The organism is Achromobacter xylosoxidans (assembly GCF_014490035.1).
Taxonomy (GTDB): Bacteria; Pseudomonadota; Gammaproteobacteria; order Burkholderiales; family Burkholderiaceae_B; genus Achromobacter; species Achromobacter bronchisepticus_A.
In genome coordinates, this window is record NZ_CP061008.1 from 4,845,147 (window position 1) to 4,864,578 (window position 19,432).

Consider the following 19,432-nt stretch of genomic DNA (forward strand, 5'->3'; position numbering starts at 1 on the left):
CGCAAATGCAGTAATAAAAACATCAAATTATTTTGGTGTACTGGCGGTCTTGCGCATTGCGCCCTATTCCGCCCCCTGCACCGTGCTTGTCGCCGAACTCAAATCCTTCTACGCCGTGGCCCGCTGCGGCACCGTCACCAAGGCCGCCGCCCAGCTGGGCGTCAGCCAGCCCACGGTGACCGGGCAATTGCGCCAGTTGGAGTCGCGTTACGGCGTCGAACTGTTCCACCGCCAGGGGCGCGGCATGCGCCTGTCGGACGCGGGCCACAGCCTGATGCCCATGGTGGAAAAACTGGTCCAGCAGGAAACCGAGATCGACTTCCGCCTGCGCGACGCCAGCGACCTGCGCGAAGGCAATCTGCGCATCGGCGCCACCGGCCCCTACTACATCATGGACACGGTGCGCGCCTACAACCAGCGCTACCCGGGCATAGATCTGACGCTGGCTATCGGCAACTCGCAAAGCATGCTCCAGGCGCTGCATGACTATCGCATCGAGATTGCCACGTCGTCGTTTCTGATGGATGACAAGCACCTGTACCGGCGCATGATCGCCGCCGACCCCATCCGGGTCGTGGCGCATCGCGACCATCCCCTGGCGCGCCGCGGCCGGGTCCGACTGGCCGACCTGGCCGACCACGCGCTGCTGTTGCGCGAACCCGGCTCCATGACGCGGCAACTGACGGAGGACGCCTTGCTGGCGGCTGGCGTCACGGTGCGCCGCACGCTGGAAATCGGCAGCCGTGAATCCATCCGCCAAGCCACCCTGTGCGGCCTGGGAATCAGCCTGATCCCCTCGCGCGAGATCCCTTCCCATCCCGACCTGGCGGCCCTGGACATCGAGGGCGCCGACATCGTGATGCACGAATACCTGTACTGCCTGCGCGAGCGCCAACCGGTGCAGTTGATCGCGCGCTTTCTGGAGATGGCGCCAGCCGCCGGCTGAGCGCCGCCCTCCCCTATGCGGCCACCCAGGAGACAACCATGGCCTTGACCTTGCAAGATATCGAGCAGATTTTCCTGGAGCGCGGACACCGCTCCTATGACGGCGAATCCGTCAGCCACCTGCGGCACGCGCTGCAGACCGCGGCGCTGGCGGAACGCAACGGCGCCGGCGCCCACCTGATCACCGCCAGCCTGCTGCACGACCTGGGCCATCTCATCGCCGACCGGCCCGGCACGCCCACGCTGCGCGGCATCGACGACAAGCACCAGTACTTCGTCCTGCCCTTCCTGCGCGGCCTGTTCAGCTCGGCGGTGCTGGATCCGATCCGGCTGCATGTGGAAGCCAAACGCTACCTCTGCTATGTGGAACCGCAATATGAAGCGTCGCTCTCGGAGGATTCGAAACGCAGCCTGGCGCTGCAGGGGGGCAGTTTCGATGCGAGCCAGGCGGTGGAATTCGCGAGCATGCCGGGCGCGCCGGATGCGATCCGCCTGAGGCGGTGGGACGACATGGCCAAGGTTCCGGGGCTGGCGACGCCGCCCCTGGACCATTTCCTGGAAATCGCCGAAAGCATCTCGGGGCGGGTCAAGCTGGCTGCCATCTGGTAGGGCTGGCGGGAAAGCCATGCGTCCTGGCGGCCCAGACGACCGCCAGCGTCACCGCCAGCAGCGCCAGCAGGGCCGGCACGAACGCGCCCACGCCCAGGCGTTCGAGCAACGCGCCGCCAACGATGCCGCCCGCGGCAATCGCCGTGTTCCACGCGGTCACCAGCATGGACTGCGCCACGTCCGCGGCGTCGCCCGCCGTCTTGGCCAGCGCGGTCTGGAACAGCGTCGGCGAACCGCCGAACGCCACGCCCCAAGCCCCCACCGACAGATAAAGCATGGCCGGCATGCCGCCCGCGATACCCAGCGCCAACGCGGCCAGGCCGAACAGGGCGACGCAAGCCAAAGTCAGCACCCGCAAATGGCGGTCGATCAACGTCCCGACCAGCCAGATCCCGGCCAGGGAACTGAGTCCGAACACCAGCAGCACCAGCTCGGTGCTTGCGGCCATGCCCAGCGATGCCAGGAACGGTGCGATGTAGATGTAAAGAATGTTGTGCGCGAGGACGAACGCCAGCACCGCGAACAGCACCGGACGCACGCCGGGCAGCAGGAAGACATGCCGCAGCGGCAGTTGCTTGCCCCGGGCCTGTCCCGCAAAGTCCGGCACCCGCAAGCGCACCCAGACCATCAGCAGCACTGCCAGCGCGCTCATGATGCCAAAGCCGATGCGCCACCCCCACAGCGCCCCAAGAAAAGTTCCGGCAGGCACGCCCAGCGACAGCGCCAGCGGCGCGCCCAGCATCGCCACCGCGATCGCGCGGCCCTGCTGATGTGCGGGCACCATACGCGCGGCGTAGCCCGCCAGCAGCGCCCACAACAATCCCGCCGACATGCCGGCCAGGAAGCGCGCGGCCAGGGTCAGCACATAGCTGAAAGACAACGCGGTCACTGTATTGGCCAGCACGAACCCGGCGATCGCCGCCAGCAGCAGCGGACGCCGCCGCACGCCCCGGGTCGCGGCGACCAGCGGGATCGCCGCCGCCAGCGACCCGATCGCATAGATGGTGACGGTCTGGCCGATACTGGCCTGGGACACGGCCAGGCCCTGCGCCATCTGCGGCAGCAGCCCGGCCGGCAGCGCCTCGGTCAGGATGGTGATGAACCCGGCCATCGCCAGCGCCAGCAAGGCGCCCAGCGGCAGCCGGTCGCGGCCGGCGGGGGGACGCGCCGGCGCAGTGCGCGGACGCGGGGAATTCGTAGGTTTTTTCATCTCAGGCACCTCGGTTGCAGCTTGGTGCCGAGACGATATAGGCCCGGAGATTAAAGAAAAAGTAGGCTACATTTCCTTCTTCTGCGGAACCAGATGTCCGCAATCAAGGAAACCAGATGGATAGCCTCAATGGCTTTGTCGTGTTCGTGCAGGTTGCGGAAACGCGCAGCTTCGTCGCCGCCGGCAGGCTGCTGGGCGTGTCGGCATCCGCCATCGGCAAGAGCGTGGCGCGGTTGGAAGAAAAGCTGGGCGTGCGCCTGTTCCACCGCAGTACGCGCAGCGTCACCTTGACGGCCGAGGGCGCGCTGTTCCTGGAACGCAGCCGCCGCATCCTGGCCGAGATCGAAGCGGCCGAACTGGAGCTGTCGCAGGCCGCCGCCGCGCCCCGCGGACGCCTGCGCGTCAGCCTGCCGCTGGTCAGCGGACTGGTGCTGCCGGTGCTGGGCGAGTTCATGCGCGAGTATCCCGAGATCGAACTCGACCTGGATTTCACCGACCGGATGGTGGACGTGATCGAAGAAGGCTTCGATGCCGTGGTGCGCACGGGCGCACCCGCCGACTCCCGCCTGTCGGCGCGCCGCCTGGGCGCGTTCCAGATCCTGCTGGTCGCCTCCCCCGCCTACCTGGCCAGCCGCGGCACCCCCAAAACGCCGGCCGACCTGCTGCGCCATAGCTGCCTGCACTACCGCTTTCCCAGCAGCGGCAAGCTGGAGACTTGGGCTCTGCGGCAAGCCGAAGGCGAGCCAGAGCTGCAGCTGCCCGTCTCGATGATCTGCAACAACATCGAGACGCGCGCCTGCTTCGCGCTGCAAGGACTAGGTATTGCCTACCTGCCGGACTTCGCCATCCGCGAACCCTTGGCGGATGGCCGCCTGGTGCAGGTCCTGAAAGGCAAATCGGAGCGGACCAACGTCTTCCACATCCTGTGGCCTGCCAGCAAGCACCCGTCGCCGAAGGTCCGGGCGCTGGTGGACTTTCTGGGTGCCCGGGTATTCGCGGACGCCCGGGCGTCCAGGCCCGGGCATCAGGTCCAGGCGTCAGGTCACTGAGCGCCCGTGGCCACCGGGCGGGACGGATCGCTGCACCACTCGCTCCAGGAGCCCGGGTACAGGCGCGAACCGGACAAGCCCGCGATTTCCATGGACAGCAGGTTGTGGCAAGCCGTGATGCCCGAGCCGCACTGATGCACGATGGCCGCCGGATCGCGGCCGTCCAGCAGGCTGGCGAACTCCTCGCGCAACTGCGCGGCCGGCTTGAAACGGCCGTCGGCCTGCAGGTTCTCGCCGTTGGGACGGTTCAACGCGCCCGGAATGTGGCCGGCCACCGGGTCCATGGGCTCGACCTCGCCGCGGTAGCGGTTGGCCGCGCGCGCGTCGATCACGGTGAAGGCCGGATGGGCGATGTTGTCCAGCACCGCCTGCGCATCCACCGAACCCGCCAGCGAGGCGCCCGGCTCCACCGGCTGGCCCGCGCGCACGGCGGCGCCGGCTTCGGTCGTGGTCGGCAGGCCGGCCGCGGTCCAGGCCTGCCAGCCGCCGTCCAGCACCGCCACCCGGTCGTGGCCCAGCCAGCGCAACATCCACCACAGGTGCGCGGCGTACATGCCGCCGCTGGCGTCGTAGGCCACCACCAGGGTATTGGGCGTCACGCCGTGGGCGGCCATGAGCGCGCCGAACGCGCCTCGCGACGGCAACGGATGACGGCCGTTCTTGCCGGTGCGGGCTGCGGACAGCTCGGTTTCGTGGTCCAGGTAGCGCGCGCCGGGGATGTGGCCCGCGTCATAAGCCTGACGGCCCGCCGCGTGATTGGTCAGATCGTGGCGCACGTCGAACACGCGCACGTCCGGCGCATCCAGGCGCGCGGCCAGTTCGGCGGCGGAAATCAGGGTCATCGGCATTCGGTGTGCTCCTGTAAGGGTGTGGGGCGACCGCGGCTCAGGCCGGCTTCGGATCGCGCATGGTGCGCCAGATCGACAACAGGCCCGCGAAAATGATCAGGCCCATGCCGGCCCAGGCCAGGGCGTCCAGCTGTTCGCCCCAGAAGCCCATGCCCAGCAAGGCCGCGAAGATGATGGTGCTGTACTGCAGCGCCGCCGTCAGCAGCGCCGACCCCAGGCCGAAGGCGCGGGTCATGGCCAACTGGCCGAACAGGCCCGTCACGCCCACGCCCAGCAGCGACAGGTAGCCGGTCCAGTCGGCGTGGCCCCAGCCCTCGAACAGCAGTCCGGCCAGGCTGGACACGCAAACGGCCACGGAGAAGAACAGCACGGTGCGCCATTCAGGTTCACCAACCCGGCCCAGCTGGCGGATCTGCATCATGGCGATGGCCGACATGGCGCCTGCGGTCATCCCCAACAGGGCGGCCAGCCACTGGTCCTCGTTGATGCTGGGCCGCAGCACCGCGATCACGCCCAGGAACCCCAGCGCCACCGCCACGATGCGCACGGGGTCGCGCTGCGCGCCGCCCCAGCCCAGCATCCAGCAGGCGATGAACAGCGGCGCGGTGTAGTTCAGGCTGGTGGCGGTGGCCAGGGGCAGATGGGCGATGGCGAAAAAGCCCAGCCACATCGAGGTGACGCCGGACAGGTTGCGCCACAGGTGGAGTTTCCAGCTGACGGGAATGATGGACTGGCGGCCGGCGCGGGCCCAGATCAGCAGCAGGATGACCGACGGCAGTCCACGAAACAGAACGACTTGCGGCAGCGAGGCGCCGTGTTCGGTGCCGAGCTTCACGAACGAACCCATGATGGCGAACATGGCGGACGCCAGCAACATCCAGAGTGCCTGCATGGGGGTCTACGCTAAGGGAAAAGTGAAGAGGAATAAGGGAAAGCGATACTATACTCTCCGTCACCGGAAGCGGCGCCGCGAGTCGGGGAACTGGCGGCCCGCAGCAGTGTCGAATCCCGGCATATCCTGCTCGCAGAGGAACACAAAAAACATGAAACGCATTGTCCTGTTCGTCCTGACCAACCTGGCTGTCATGCTGGTGCTGTCGGCCACGCTGCGCATCCTGGGCGTGGACCGCTACATCACCGCCAACGGCCTGAACCTGAACGCCCTGTTGATCTTCTCGGTGGTGGTCGGCTTCACCGGCGCGATCATCTCGCTCCTGATCAGCAAGCCCATGGCCAAATGGAGCACCGGCGCCCAGGTGCTGGACCCGAACTCGCCCCGCAACCAGCGCGAAGCCTGGCTGGTCGACACCGTGCACCAACTGGCCGACCGCGCCGGCATCGGCCGCCCGGAAGTCGCCATCTATGAAGGCGCCCCCAACGCCTTCGCCACCGGCGCCTTCAAGAACGACTCCCTGGTCGCGGTGTCCACCGGCCTCCTGGAAAGCATGAGCGAGGAAGAAGTCGCCGCCGTGCTGGCCCACGAAGTCGCGCACATCGCCAACGGCGACATGGTCACGCTGACGCTGATCCAGGGCGTGGTGAACACCTTCGTCGTGTTCCTGGCCCGCGTGGTCGGCTACTTCATCGACCGCGTGGTGTTCAAGAACGAACGCGGCATCGGCCCGGGCTACTACATCACCGTGCTGGTCTGTGAAATCATCTTCGGCGTGCTGGCCTCGATCATCGTGGCCTGGTTCTCGCGTCAGCGCGAATATCGCGCCGACGCCGGCTCGGCCCACCTGATGGGCGCCCGCGAACCCATGATCCGCGCCCTGGCCCGCCTGGGCGGCCTGGAACCGGGCGAGCTGCCCAAGTCCTTCGAGGCCTCGGGCATCACCGGCAAGGGCGGCCTGGCCGCGATGTTCGCCTCGCACCCGCCGATTCCGGCCCGCATCGCCGCGCTGCAAAATGCACGGGTGATCTAAGCCTTTCGCTCAGACGGGCCGCGCGCCCGTCACCCTGACTCGATGGCCCGCCTGCGCGGGCCATCGTCTTTTCCGGCCCCGTCCAAAAGAAAAACCGCCCCAAGGATGCGAGGCGGGCCCCCCCCCGAGGACGATTGACGATCAGATATTCCTGCTTAAATGGGGTGGGGGCATAACTTCAGGGGCCTGGCGCCGGTCCTGGCCGTATGGATAGACGTGATGTCGAGGGCAGACCATGGCTGAATCGAATACGCACTCCCCGGCCCGCGGAACGGCCAACTGGCTGATTGCCGTGGGCACGTATACGCGGCCGATGCCGCATGTGCATGGCATAGGGCGCGGCATCCACCTGCTGAGTTTCGACTCCGCGACGGCCGCGCTGCGTGAATTGCGGGTGCACAGCCATAGCGTCAATCCCTCTTACCTGTGCCATTCCGCGTCCCTCGGCCTGCTGTATGGCGTGAGTGAGCAGGAAGAAGGCGCCAGCATCGACGTCTACGCGGTCGACGACGCGGCCACGCTGCGGCACTTGCTCAATGTGCCTACCCCTGGCGCCAGCCCTTGCCACATCTGCCTGACCCCTGCGGCGGACCGCCTCTTCGTGTCCAACTATGGCAGCGGCGAACTCCTGAGCTTCCGGCTCGACGGACAAGGGTTGCCCATCTCCCCGCCCGACATCATCGTGCGCCATGGCAGCGGTCCGCGCAGCGACCGCCAGGCGAGCCCCCATGTGCATTGCGCCCAGCCGACCCCGTCCGGCGATGCGGTCTACCTGTGTGACTTGGGTACCGACAGCGTCGCCCGCCATGCCCTGCGGGGCACCACGCTGGATCTGCTCCCGGACCTGCAGCTGCAGATCGGACCAGGTTCCGGGCCGCGCCATCTGCGGCTGAATCCGGCCGGTACCCGCGCCTTCGTGCTCAACGAACTGTCCAATAGCGTGACCGTCGTTCAACTGCCCACGGCACGCAATCCCCATGCACAGGCGCTCACCCGGATCGGCACGCTGCCCGCAGATTGGCACAACGCCAACTCCGCGTCCGCGCTCTGCCTGCATCCGAGCGGACGCTGGCTCTACGCGACCAACCGCGGCCACGACAGCATCGCGGGATTTCGGCTATTGGAATCCGCCCCGTGGCTCGAGCCGATAGGCTTGTGGCCCGCCGGCGGGCGCACGCCGCGCGACGCCGCCATCCCCCCGGACGGCGGCTTCCTGCTGGTCGCCAGCCAGGACGAACACCGCATTTCCTGCATGCGCATCGACCCGGACAGCGGCCAGCTGCAGCCTGCAGGCGTGCCGTTTGCCATTTCCTCGCCGGCCTGCGTTCTTCCCTTGCTTCGGAAAGGACCCCCAAGGCCATGACATCCGCTCGCCCTCCCGCATCGTCGTCACCCCGCCCCCGTCAGCACTCGACGATGTTCACCGCCAGCCCGCCGCGCGCGGTTTCCTTGTACTTGGTCTTCATGTCGGCGCCGGTTTCGCGCATGGTCTTGATGACGGAATCCAGCGACACGTAGTGCTGGCCGTCGCCGCGCAGCGCCATGCGGGCAGCGTTCACGGCCTTGATGGAGGCCATGGCGTTGCGCTCGATACAGGGAATCTGAACCAGGCCGCCCACGGGGTCGCAGGTCAGGCCCAGGTTGTGCTCCATGCCGATCTCGGCCGCGTTCTCGACCTGTTCGACGGTGCCGCCCAGGGCGGCGGCCAGGCCGCCCGCCGCCATCGAGCAGGCCACGCCGACCTCGCCCTGGCAGCCGACCTCGGCGCCCGACAGCGAGGCGTTGTACTTGTAGAGCAAGCCCACGGCGGCCGCGGTCAGCAGGAAGTCGCGCACGCCTTCGCGGTTGGAACCGGGCACGAAGCGGTCGTAGTAATGCAGCACCGCCGGGATGATGCCGGCCGCGCCGTTGGTCGGCGCCGTCACGACGCGCCCGCCCGCGGCGTTCTCTTCGTTGACCGCCATGGCGTACAGATTGACCCAGTCCATCACGGACAGGGGATCGGACAGGGTGCGCTCGGCGCGCTGGGTCAGGTTGCGGTAGAGCTCGGGCGCGCGGCGGCGCACGCGCAAGGGGCCGGGCAGTTCGCCGTCCGCTTCCGGATAGTTGATGCCGCAGCCGCGCGACACGCAGTCCTGCATGACCTGCCAGATGCGGTCCAGCCCGGCATGCACCTCGGCCTCGTCGCGCCAGGTCAGCTCGTTCTTCATCATCAGCTGCGCCACCGACAGGCCGCTCTCGCTGCACATGGCCATCAGTTCTCGACCCATGCGGAACGGGTACGGCAACTGGTCGTGCGCGGCGATGACCTGGCTGTTGGACGCGCCGGCCGTCACCACGAAGCCGCCCCCCACCGACAGGTAGCGGGCCTCGCGCAGCGATTCGCCATTGGCGTCAAAGGCGTGAAACTTCATGCCGTTAGGATGTTCCGCCATGGCTTCGCGGCGGTAGAACATCATGTGTTCCTTTTCGACGAAAGGAACCGGATAGCGTCCCAGCAGCGGCAATTGGCGGCTGGCCCGCACCGACGCGATCATGCCGGCGATGGCGGCGGGGTCGACGGTGTCGGGGGCTTCGCCCATCAGGCCCAGCAGCACGCCCTTGTCGGTACCGTGGCCCTTGCCCGTGGCGCCCAGCGAGCCGTAGAGCTCGGCGCGCACCGTGGCCACGCTGGACATGAGTCCATCGCGCTCCAGGCCTTGCGCGAACAACAGGGCGGCCCGCATGGGGCCCACCGTATGGGAGCTAGACGGGCCTATGCCTATCTTGAACAGGTCGAATACGGAAACGGCCACGCAAAACTCCATTGCATCTGGGATTGATGAGGCAATGATACGCGTAGGCCAGCCCGCGCGCAGCAGGCCCGGCAAGCGTATGCTGTATTGCGGGGACAGGTTCCCCCGGCAGCGCCGCGCATGCGATCATTACAGAATTATTACTTGTCATAAAAGAATGGAAACACGCCAGGATGTCCGGACTCATTACCCTGCTTGACTTCGCCGGCTACGTCGCCCTGCTCCTCTGGGGCGTGCACATGGTCCAAACAGGCGTACAGCGCGCCTTCGGGGCCGCCCTGGGCGCGGCGTTGGGCAAGGCCCTGGGCACCCGGCTGCGGGCCTTCGCCGCCGGACTGGGCATTACCGCCGCGCTGCAGAGCAGCACCGCCACGGGCCTGATGATCACGGGCTTCGCGGCCGGCGGCGTCGTCGGCCTGGCGCCGGCCCTGGCCGCCATGCTGGGCGCCAACGTCGGCACCACGCTCATCGTCCAGTTGCTGTCCTTCGACCTGACCTCGCTCGCCCCCATCCTGATCCTCGCGGGCGTGTGGATGTTCCGCCGCTACCCGCCCGGCCGCACGCGCGACCTCGGCCGCGTCTTCATCGGCCTGGGGCTGCTGCTGCTATCGCTGCACCAACTGGTCGAACTGTTCCAGCCTTTCCAGACCGCGCCCATGCTGGGCATGATCCTGGACGCGCTGTCGACCCAGCCGGTGGCCACCGTGCTGCTGGCAGCCGCCTTCACCTGGGCGGCGCATTCCAGCGTGGCCGTGGTGGTGCTGGTCATGTCGCTGGCCAGCCATCACATGGTGGCGCCGCACGTCGCGTTTGCGCTGGTGCTGGGGGCCAACCTCGGCACCGCCATCAACCCCATGATCGAAGGCGTGACCGGGGACGATCCCGCCGCCCGCCGCCTGCCCCTGGGCAACCTGCTGACGCGGGTGCTGGGCGTGCTGGCCGGCCTGATCCTGCTGCCCTATCTGCAGCCCATGATGAGCGACCTGGCGTCCGACCCGGCCCGCGCGGTGGCCAACTTCCACACCCTGTTCAACGCCGTCATCGCCCTGGTGTTCCTGCCGCTGCTGACGCCCTACGCCGCCCTGCTGACCCGCTGGCTACCCAAGCGCGCGGATCCGAACGACCCGTCGCGCCCCCAGTACCTGGATGAATGGGCCCATGACGTGCCGGCCGTGGCCCTGGGCAACGCCGCGCGCGAAGCCCTGCGCATGGCCGACATGCTGCAGACCCTGTTGCTCTACGCCCGCGCCGGCTTCAAGCGCGACAACCGCCACCGCATGGTGCAGGCGCGCCAGCTGGACGCCGCGCTGGACAAGCTGGAAAACGCCATCACCACCTACCTGGCGACCCTGGACCAGGAGAACATGACGCGCGAGGACATCCAGCGCCTGGACGCCATCCTGGCGTTCACCAGCAATATCGGCCACGCCGGCGACATCGCCAACCACGGTCTGCTCAGCCACATTTCCAAGCTGCGCAAGCAGGGCTGGGTCTTCTCTCCGGAACAGCGCGCCAGCCTGGACGACACGCTGGGCCAGCTCATCGCCAACCAGCGCACCGCCGCCGCCCTGTTCGTCAACGACGACCTGCGCCAGGCCCGCGCGCTGGCAGGAGAAAAGGCCCGCTTCCGCTCGATCGAGACCAATGCGGCGGACACGCACCTGCAGAAAATCAAAGGGGGCGAGGTCGACGCCGCCGAGGTGGGCGCGCTCTACCTGGATATCCTGCGCGACATGAAGGGCATCAACTCCCATCTGGTCGGCGCGGCGGCCTATCCTCTGTTGGCGCGTCACGGCGAACTGCTGCCCAGCCGCTTGCGCGAAGCGGGGAACTGAGCGGAACGAAAAAGCCGACCTTATGTGGTCGGCTTTTTTCAACTGTGCTCCCGGGCAGTTTTCACCGCCCCCCAACATCCTACAAATACCGCTTGAACCACTCCAGCATGCGCTTCCAGCCGTCCTGCGCGGCCTCGGCCTTGTAGCTGGCGCGGTAGTCGGCCAGGAAGGCGTGGTCGGCCTCGGGATACACCACGAACTCCGAGCGCCGGGCGTTGTCGTTGCCGGCGGCCAGCTTGGATTTCATGGTTTCGACGTCGGCCAGCGGGATGCTGGCGTCCTTGCCGCCGTACAGGCCCAGCACCGGCGCGTGCAACTCGTTGACCACGTCGAAGGCAAAGCGCTTGATCAGCGGGCCATGGCCCACGCTGAGCTTGCCGTACCAGGCCACCGCCGCCTTCACGTCGGGATTGTGGGCGGCGTACATCCAGGTCAGGCGGCCGCCCCAGCAAAAGCCGGTCACCGCCACGCGCTTGGGATCGCCGCCATGCGCGGCGGCCCAGGCCACGCTGGCGTCCAGGTCGGCAAAGACCTGCTCGTCCGGCACCTTGCTGACCAGTTCGGCGATGAGTTTCGGGATGTCGGTATAGACCGAGGCGTCGCCCTGGCGCTCGTAGAGATTGGCGGCGACGGCAAGGTAGCCGGCCTTGGCGACCCGGCGGCACAGGTCCTTGATGTGCTCGTGCACGCCGAAGATCTCCTGCACCACCAGCACGATGGGCAGGTCGCGCTTGCCTTCGGGCGCGGCGTAATAGGCGGCGATCGTGCCGTCGGCCACGGGCAGCTTGAAATCCCCGTGGACCAGGCCCTGGGTGTCCGTGTGGATCACGGTGGGCGCAACATTGCCGGCTGCGGCGGAAAAACTCATGAAGAACTCCTGTGTAGGGATGATCAACCAAGCCGGATATCCCGCCAGCGCCTGCATGGCCTCGCGCCGATCCTAATGCCGGTGGCCATGCTCCGCTTGCGGCGCGGCCAGGCCGGCTTCGGCCTCGTGGTCGTGCCCGTGGTGCATGACCGTGGTGACGCTGTAGATCAGCGCCACGCCCACGCCGACCAGCAGCAATTGCGGGACGGCATCGGCCAGGGATACCCGTTCGTGCATCTGCGGCATCAGGTCGGCCACCGAGATATAGAGGAAGCTGCTGGCTGCAACCACCAGGACATACGGCACCCATTGCTGCGCCTGCTGCAGCACGAAGTACCCTATTATGCCGCCCAGGGCTGAACACAAGCTGGTGAAGAGGATCAGCGAGAAGGCGCGGCGGCGCGCCAGGCCCGCGTTGAGCAGCACCACGAAGTCGCCCAGCTTGTGCGGCACTTCATGAATGATGATGGACGCCGCCGTCAGCACGCCCAGCAGGGGGTCGGTCAGGAACGCCGCCGCCACCAGCACCCCGTCGCATAGATTGTGCAGGGAGCTGCCGATCAGGATCAGCACGCCGCCGCGGCCCGCCTCGTGGCGGTCATGTCCCTTGTGGTGGTGATGGCCGTCGCCCTCGTGGTGATGGCTGTGGCGCAGCAGCGCGATCTTCTCCAGCACGAAAAACCCGATCAGCGACGCCAGCATCAGGCCGAACAGCACGTGGGCATCGCCCACCCCGGTCTCGAAGGCCTCGGGCAGCAGGTGCAGCAGCGCCACCGACAGCAGCACCCCCACCGACAGGCTGACCATGTGGTGCAGGTATTGCGCGAAGACCTTGTAGGCCAGCCAGCTGGCGACAAGGACGGCGATAAGCCCGCCGGTGACGGTGGCGAGCAAGATCCAGAGCAGCAACATTTTTGGGGGGACGCTTTAAGGCGGAGGGAAGCGAAACATTATATTGTTTCAATACCAAAAACGGAAATGGGCTGCCCGAAGGCAGCCCATGTGTCTTGGGACGGGGTGATTCCGGCCCTAGTGGGCCTGCTCCCAGTTCTTGCCCATGCCGACTTCCGCCACCAGCGGCACGCGCAGTTCCGCAACGTTGCACATGAGGCGCGGCAGCGCTTCCTTGACCAGCTCCAGCTCGGCGTCGGGCGCTTCCAGCACCAGTTCGTCGTGCACCTGCATGATCATGCGCGTCTGCAGCTGTTCGGCTTCCAGCCAATCCTGCACCGCCACCATGGCCATCTTGATCAGGTCGGCCGCCGTGCCCTGCATGGGCGCATTGATGGCCGCGCGTTCGGCCGCCTGGCGGCGCGGACCCGAGGCGCCGCGGATTTCCGGCAGCTGCAGGCGGCGCCCGAAGACTGTTTCCACGTAGCCCTGTTCACGCGCGCGGCGGCGGGTATCGTCCATGTACATCGCCACGCCGGGATAGCGGGCGAAATAGCGGTCGATGTAGGCCTGGGCGGCATCGCGCGTGATGCCCAGGTTGGACGCCAGGCCGAACACCCCCATGCCGTAGATCAGGCCGAAGTTGATGGCCTTGGCGGCGCGGCGCTGGTCGGTGGAGACGTCGGCCAGCGCCACGCCGAACACTTCGGAGGCGGTAGCGCGGTGGATGTCCTCGCCCGCCGCGAAGGCGCGCTGCAGGTTGGCGTCGTCCGACACGTGCGCCATGATGCGCAGCTCGATCTGGGAATAGTCCGCCGACAGCAGCATGCCCTGCTCGGCGATGAACGCCTCGCGCACGCGCCGGCCGGCTTCGGTGCGCACCGGAATGTTCTGCAGGTTGGGATCGGACGAGGCCAGGCGGCCGGTGATCACCGCGGCCTGCGAATAGTGCGTGTGCACCCGCCCCGTGTCCGGGTTGATCATGCGCGGCAGCTTGTCCGTATAGGTGGACTTCAGCTTGGACAGGCCGCGGTACTCCAGCAGCACCTGCGGCAGCGGATAGTCCAGCGCCAGCTTGCTCAGCACCTCTTCGTCGGTGGACGGCGCGCCGCTGGCGGTCTTGCGCACCACCGGCAGCTGCATGCGGCCGAACAGGATCTCGCCCAGCTGCTTGGGGGAATTCAGGTTGAAGGGTTGGCCTGCCAACTCATAGGCCTTCTGTTCGAGCTGCAGCATCTCCTGGCCCAGCTTGTGGCTCTGGCGGCCGAGTTCCGCGGCATCCACCTTGACGCCGTTGCGCTCGACCGTGGTCAGCACCGAGGACACCTGCATTTCCAGCAGATAGATGCGGTTCAGGCCTGCGTCGGCGGCCACCATCGGGCGCAGCACCTGGTGCAGCTGCAAGGTGAAGTCCGAATCTTCGGCGGCGTAATGGCCGGCCTTGTCCACCGCCACTTCGTCAAAGCCGATCTGCTTGGCGCCCTTGCCGCAGAGGTCCTCGTAGGACACGCCGCTGCGGCCCAGATAGCGTTGGGCCAGATCATTCAGGCCCACGCCGCGGTGCGATTCCAGCACATAGGCCTGCAGCATCGTGTCTTCGGCGATGCCGGCCAGCTTGATGCCTTCGTTGGCGAACACGTGCGCGTCGTACTTGGCGTGGTGCAGCAGCTTGGCGCGGGACGCGTCTTCCAGCCAGGGCTTCAGGCGCGCCAGCACCTCGGCCTTGGGCAACTGCGGCGCATTGTCCGGGCCGCGGTGCGCAACCGGGATGTAGCACGCCACGCCAGGCGCCACCGCCAGCGACATGCCCACCATCCTGGCCTGCATTTCGTCCAGCGAGGTGGTCTCGGTGTCCACCGCGACCAGGGGCGCGTCCTTCAGCTTTTCCATCCAGGCGTCGAACGCGGCCCAATCGGAAATGATCTGATAATCCAGTTCCACCGGCGCGGCCGGCGCCTCGTGCGCGACGCGGGCGTCGCCCGTGGGCACACGCTCGGCGTCGCCAGTCAGATCGCGCAGCCAGGTGCGGAAACCATAGCGTTCATAAAGTTCGGTCAGCGTCGCGTCGTCGCGCGGACGCGGCGTCAGGTCGTCCACGCTATCCACATGGCCGGCCAGGTCGCAGTCGTACTTCACGGTCAGCAATTGGCGCGTCAGCGGGAAGTTGGGAATGGCCTCGCGCAGGTTGCTGCCCGCCACGCCCTTGACGCCTTCCGCGCCTTCTACCAGCTTGTCTATCGAGCCGAATTCCGTAAGCCATTTGACCGCCGTCTTCGGGCCCACCTTGGTCACGCCGGGAACGTTGTCCACCGCGTCCCCCACCAGCATCAGGTAATCCACGATGCGATCGGGCGGCACGCCGAACTTGTTGACCACGCCGGGCTCGTCCAGCACTTCGCCGGTCATGGTGTTGACCAGGGTGACGTGGCTGTTGACCAGTTGCGCCAGGTCCTTGTCGCCGGTGGACACGATGGTGTGCACGTCATGCTCGGCGGCGCGCTTGGCCAGGGTGCCGATCACATCGTCGGCCTCGACCCCTTCGATGGCCAGCACCGGCCAGCCCAGCGCGCGCACGGCGCGGTGGATGGGTTCGATCTGCGCGGCCAGGTCTTCAGGCATGGGCGGGCGATGCGACTTGTATTCCGGATAGAGATCGTCACGGAAGGTCTTGCCGCGGGCATCGAAAATACATGCGGCATACTCTGCCTTATGATCAGAGACAAGTTTGCGCAGCATATTCACCACGCCGTAAAGCGCCCCCGTGGGTTCGCCTTGCGCGTTGCGCAAATCAGGCATAGCGTGGAAAGCGCGGTACAAGTAACTTGAACCGTCGACCAGTAATAAGGTTTTTTTCATGGTTACAAAGGCAGATATGGCAATAGCTGCGGAAACACCCGCCAACAAACAAATTCCGCTGATTATGTCAGAGATACGGACGGCGGCAGACAAGCTCGCGAACATCGGGCCTGCTGTCAGCGTCTTCGGCAGTGCACGAGTCAGCCGTAATTCCCCCCACTATGAAACCACCGTCGCAATTTCCGCCGCGCTGGCCGACGCCGGTTTCGCGGTGATCGCCGGCGGCGGTCCCGGCATCATGGAGGCAGCCAACAAGGGCGCGTTCGAAGCAGGCGGCACCAGCATCGGTCTGAACATCAGCCTGCCCCACGAAGCGCACAACAACGAATACCAAACCATCAGCCTGTCATTCGAGTATTTTTTCTCGCGCAAGGCAACCTTCTTCATGCACAGCTTCGCCTATGTGGCGATGCCTGGCGGCTTCGGCACCCTGGATGAACTCTTCGAAGCGTTGACGCTCATCCAGACGGGCAAGGTCCCGCCCGCTCCCATCGTGCTGGTGGGCAGCGAGTACTGGTCCGGACTGGTCGAATGGCTGGGCGGCCAGGTGCTGGCCAACGGCATGATAGGCGCGCACGACCTGGATCTCTTCATCATCGAGGACGATCCCATGAAGGTGGTGCGCAAGGTGGTGGAATTCCACGCCAAGGTCATTTCGGACGCGCAATACGCGCCGTCCCTGCCGGCCTGAAATCGTATGTAGCTTGAGGCCCCGCGGCGCCGCCAGGCCGCGCCAAGGCGCCGCCGCTTCCCTCGGGGGGCAGCAAGCGCGCGAAGCGCGCGCGGCTTGGGGGTCCGCGCCGCCGCCAGGCCGCCCTAAGGCGGCGCCGCCCCCCTCGGGGGGCAGCAAGCGCGCAAAGCGCGCGCGGCTTGGGGGCCCGCGCCGCCGCCAGGCCGCCCTAAGGCGGCGCCGCCCCCCTCGGGGGGCAGCAAGCGCGCAAAGCGCGCGCGGCTTGGGGGCCCGCGCCGCCGCCAGGCCGCCCTAAGGCGGCGCCGCCCCCTCGGGGGGCAGCAAGCGCGCAAAGCGCGCGCGGCGTGGGGGCCCTTCCTCTATTTGCGCATGAACGACGGCAGCACGTCCGCCGGTATCGGGCAGACGTAAGGCTGCCCGCGGCGCGTCTCCATCAGTTCTTCCTTGGCGCGCGCCAGCGCCTCCGGCTGCGTGTACAGATCGGCGGCGGTCGCCGCGATGATCTTGGCCGCGTGCACCATGCCCTTGTGCGCCATGGACATCTTGCCCTGCGCCACCATCTGCCAGGAATGAAACGGCGTGCCGTAGGCGTAGCAGGCGCCCCAGCATTGCGCGGTGGGCGCGACCCAGCTCACGTCGCCCACGTCGGTGGAACCGTAGGTGATCTCGGCTCGGCCGGGCTCGTAGGGCGCCACGCCGGCAAACAGCGGCGTGGGATTGCGCAGCACCGCGCCCAGGTTCTTGCCGGCGTTGTCGATGTCGTCCGCGGAGATCGCGTCCCACATGCGGCGCGCGGCCTGCTGCTCGCCCGCGGTGTAATCGGGACCCTGCAAGGCCAGCATGTTGGCGTACATGATCTGGTTCAACACGCCGTTGGGGATGTAGTTCGAGCAGGCCTTGTCAAACACGATCTCCAGTTCGCAGCCCGTCATCAGCGCCGCGCCGCGCGCCACGTTCTGCACGCGCTCGTACAGTTCGGCGGCCTGCGAATTGATGGGCGCGCGCACCAGGTACAGCACCTCGGCGCGAGCCTGCACCACGTTGGGCGAAATGCCGCCGCTGTTGGTCACGGCGTAATGCACGCGCGCATCGGGCACCATGTGTTCGCGCAGGTAGTTCACGCCCACGTTCATCAGCTCGACAGCGTCCAGCGCGCTGCGGCCCAGGTGCGGCGAATTGGCCGCGTGCGCCGCGACGCCGCGGAAGCGGAAATAAGCCTGGATGTTGGCCAGCGAGGACTGGTGGAAGATGCCGGTGTGCGATGCGGGATGCCAGGTCAACGCCGCGTCCACGTCATCGAACAGGCCGGCACGCGCCATGAAGGTCTTGCCCGAGCCGCCCTCTTCCGCCGGACAGCCGTAGAAGCGGATGGTGCCGGGCAGGCCGTTGGCCTCCAGGAACTCCTTGACCGCCACCGCCGCAAAATGCGCGGCCGTGCCCAGCAGATGGTGGCCGCAGCCGTGGCCGTTGCCGTTCGGCGTCTCCGGCGAAGGCTGGCAGGCGTAGGCGCCGCTTTCCTGGCTCAAGCCGGACAGCGCATCGTACTCGCCCAGGATGCCGATCACCGGACCGCCGTTGCCGGCCTCGGCCACGAAGGCGGTGGGAATGCCGGCCGCGTCGCGCGTGACGCGAAAGCCGGCGTCCTCCAGCATGGCAATGTGCAGCTCGGCGGACTTGTGCTCGTCGTAGCGCAGTTCGGCCAGGCTCCAGATGCGGTCGCTCAGTTCCGCGTAGCGCTCGCTGCGCGCGTCGATGAACGGCGCAAGTTTATCGATGGCACCCATTGTTTCTCCTGTGGCTGTAATGGCGGGGAAAAAACCGGTCAGGTCACTCGTCGAGCTTGATGCCGGCAGTTTCAATGATTTTGCGGTTGGCGGCCAGCGTCTGCGCGATGCGCTCGGCAAAGGCCTGCGGCGTGCCCGCGTCGGGCTGCGCGCCCATGCCCGCCAGGCGCTGCACCAGCGCGGGATCGGCCAGCGCGCGCACCGCGGCCTGGTTCAGGCGCTGCACCACGGCATCGGGCGTTCCGGCCGGCACGACCAAGCCAAACCAGGTCTGGCCCAGCGCGTTCAGTTGCGGATAACCCAGTTCCGTCATGGTCGGCAGGTCCGGCATGTCGGGCATACGGGCGGGCGCCGACACGGCGATGGCGCGCAGTTTGCCGGCCTTGACCAGCGATTGCGCGGACGCGTACTGGTCCTGCTGCACCTGCACCTCGCCGCCCACCGCGGCCGTCAGCGCCGGCCCCATGCCGCGGTACGGCACGTGCAGCACATCGACCTTCAGGTCCGCGTTCATCGCCGCCAGGTTCAGGTGGCCGAGCGAACCGACGCCGGGCGAACCATAGGAATACTTGCCCGGATGGGCCCGCAGCTCGGCCAGGAATTGCGCAAAATCCTGCGCCGGAAACGCCGGATTCACCATCCACACGACCGGCACCGTCGCCACCGAGGCCACCGGTTTCAGCTGCGTTTCGGGATTGACGCGCTTGGTGCCATACAGCAGCGGATTGACGGCCATGGTGCTGACCGTGGCCATGCCCAGCGTGTAGCCGTCGGGTTCGGCCCGGGCCACCGCCTCGGTGCCGAGCAGGCCGCCCGCGCCGGCGCGGTTCTCCACCACCACGCTCTGGCCCAGTTCCTTGCGCAGGCCCTCGGCCACCGCGCGTGCCAGCGCGTCGGTGGACCCGCCGGGCGCGAAGGGCACGATCAGCCGCAGGGGCTGGGAGGGATAGGCGTCCTGGGCGGCGGCCAGGGACGAAACACTGAAAGTTACGGCGCATACCAGCGCGTGCAGCAGACGGGACTTCATGGACCAGCCACTCCTGGGGAACGGAAGCGATGTAAGGGATCGCAGCATTGTGTCCAGGGCATATCCTTATTTCAAATACATTAATGCGTGGATATATTC

Annotated in this window: 16 protein-coding genes; 7 read left to right on the forward strand and 9 right to left on the reverse strand. The window is 67.1% G+C overall.

What is annotated here, in order from left to right:
* Nucleotides 1–82: 82 nt before the first annotated feature.
* Both IAG39_RS22510 and IAG39_RS22515 read left to right on the forward strand, forming a co-directional pair.
* Nucleotides 83–946: a LysR family transcriptional regulator gene (locus tag IAG39_RS22510; RefSeq protein WP_059379260.1), complete on the forward strand. Its 864-nt coding sequence runs from the start codon at nucleotides 83–85 to the stop codon at nucleotides 944–946.
* Nucleotides 947–984: 38 nt separating this feature from the next.
* Nucleotides 985–1,554: a phosphonate degradation HD-domain oxygenase gene (locus IAG39_RS22515; protein ID WP_054451012.1), complete on the forward strand. Its 570-nt coding sequence runs from the start codon at nucleotides 985–987 to the stop codon at nucleotides 1,552–1,554.
* Here the strand turns inward: IAG39_RS22515 and IAG39_RS22520 are convergent.
* On the reverse strand, nucleotides 1,532–2,764 hold the full coding sequence (locus IAG39_RS22520) for an MFS transporter (protein WP_205736608.1): 1,233 nt from the start codon (nucleotides 2,762–2,764) through the stop codon (nucleotides 1,532–1,534). The two genes, IAG39_RS22515 and IAG39_RS22520, sit on opposite strands and share 23 nt — an antisense overlap.
* A gap of 116 nt (nucleotides 2,765–2,880) precedes the next feature.
* Between IAG39_RS22520 and IAG39_RS22525 the strand changes: the two genes are divergently transcribed.
* Complete coding sequence (locus tag IAG39_RS22525; protein WP_118933359.1) at nucleotides 2,881–3,813, forward strand: LysR family transcriptional regulator; 933 nt, start codon at nucleotides 2,881–2,883, stop codon at nucleotides 3,811–3,813.
* Here the strand turns inward: IAG39_RS22525 and IAG39_RS22530 are convergent.
* A complete protein-coding gene (locus IAG39_RS22530; protein ID WP_118933360.1) occupies nucleotides 3,807–4,661 on the reverse strand; it encodes a sulfurtransferase in 855 nt (284 codons plus the stop codon). The genes IAG39_RS22525 and IAG39_RS22530 overlap by 7 nt on opposite strands.
* 37 nt (nucleotides 4,662–4,698) lie before the next feature.
* Nucleotides 4,699–5,553 carry a DMT family transporter gene (locus IAG39_RS22535; RefSeq protein ID WP_054451009.1) on the reverse strand — a complete coding sequence of 285 codons (855 nt, stop codon included), beginning with the start codon at nucleotides 5,551–5,553 and terminating at the stop codon, nucleotides 4,699–4,701.
* 151 nt (nucleotides 5,554–5,704) lie between these two features.
* Here IAG39_RS22535 and htpX point away from each other — a divergent pair, with 151 nt between their 5' ends.
* Together htpX and IAG39_RS22545 are read left to right on the forward strand one after the other, a co-directional pair.
* The gene (gene htpX / locus IAG39_RS22540) at nucleotides 5,705–6,586 is read left to right on the forward strand and encodes a protease HtpX (RefSeq protein ID WP_013392481.1); all 882 of its coding nucleotides are present in this window, start codon (nucleotides 5,705–5,707) and stop codon (nucleotides 6,584–6,586) included.
* A gap of 235 nt (nucleotides 6,587–6,821) precedes the next feature.
* Nucleotides 6,822–7,949, forward strand: a complete 1,128-nt coding sequence (locus tag IAG39_RS22545) for a lactonase family protein (protein WP_118933361.1) — start codon at nucleotides 6,822–6,824, stop codon at nucleotides 7,947–7,949.
* Between the two features lie 40 nt (nucleotides 7,950–7,989).
* Here IAG39_RS22545 and IAG39_RS22550 read toward each other — a convergent pair whose 3' ends face one another.
* On the reverse strand, nucleotides 7,990–9,381 hold the full coding sequence (locus IAG39_RS22550) for an L-serine ammonia-lyase (RefSeq protein ID WP_059379339.1): 1,392 nt from the start codon (nucleotides 9,379–9,381) through the stop codon (nucleotides 7,990–7,992).
* A 173-nt stretch (nucleotides 9,382–9,554) separates the two neighbouring features.
* On the opposite strand from IAG39_RS22550, the gene IAG39_RS22555 reads away from it, so the two are divergent.
* Nucleotides 9,555–11,216 carry a Na/Pi cotransporter family protein gene (locus IAG39_RS22555; protein ID WP_059379264.1) on the forward strand — a complete coding sequence of 554 codons (1,662 nt, stop codon included), beginning with the start codon at nucleotides 9,555–9,557 and terminating at the stop codon, nucleotides 11,214–11,216.
* 79 nt (nucleotides 11,217–11,295) lie between these two features.
* On the opposite strand, the gene IAG39_RS22560 is transcribed toward IAG39_RS22555, so the two are convergent.
* From IAG39_RS22560 to polA, 3 genes are all read right to left on the reverse strand, one after another.
* On the reverse strand, nucleotides 11,296–12,084 hold the full coding sequence (locus IAG39_RS22560) for a dienelactone hydrolase family protein (protein ID WP_088139343.1): 789 nt from the start codon (nucleotides 12,082–12,084) through the stop codon (nucleotides 11,296–11,298).
* A 72-nt stretch (nucleotides 12,085–12,156) separates the two neighbouring features.
* Nucleotides 12,157–12,996, reverse strand: coding sequence for a ZIP family metal transporter (locus IAG39_RS22565; protein ID WP_118933362.1), 840 nt, complete (start codon nucleotides 12,994–12,996; stop codon nucleotides 12,157–12,159).
* Nucleotides 12,997–13,113: 117 nt separating this feature from the next.
* The gene (gene polA / locus IAG39_RS22570; RefSeq protein ID WP_059379266.1) at nucleotides 13,114–15,831 is read right to left on the reverse strand and encodes a DNA polymerase I; all 2,718 of its coding nucleotides are present in this window, start codon (nucleotides 15,829–15,831) and stop codon (nucleotides 13,114–13,116) included.
* A gap of 64 nt (nucleotides 15,832–15,895) precedes the next feature.
* Here polA and IAG39_RS22575 point away from each other — a divergent pair, with 64 nt between their 5' ends.
* Nucleotides 15,896–16,522 (forward strand): TIGR00730 family Rossman fold protein, encoded by a 627-nt coding sequence (locus tag IAG39_RS22575; RefSeq protein ID WP_059379267.1) that lies wholly within the window; start codon nucleotides 15,896–15,898, stop codon nucleotides 16,520–16,522.
* A gap of 359 nt (nucleotides 16,523–16,881) precedes the next feature.
* Here IAG39_RS22575 and IAG39_RS22580 read toward each other — a convergent pair whose 3' ends face one another.
* Both IAG39_RS22580 and IAG39_RS22585 read right to left on the reverse strand, forming a co-directional pair.
* Nucleotides 16,882–18,306 (reverse strand): M20 family metallopeptidase, encoded by a 1,425-nt coding sequence (locus IAG39_RS22580; protein WP_059379268.1) that lies wholly within the window; start codon nucleotides 18,304–18,306, stop codon nucleotides 16,882–16,884.
* A gap of 43 nt (nucleotides 18,307–18,349) precedes the next feature.
* A complete protein-coding gene (locus IAG39_RS22585; protein WP_118934812.1) occupies nucleotides 18,350–19,333 on the reverse strand; it encodes a Bug family tripartite tricarboxylate transporter substrate binding protein in 984 nt (327 codons plus the stop codon).
* Nucleotides 19,334–19,432 lie beyond the last annotated feature (99 nt).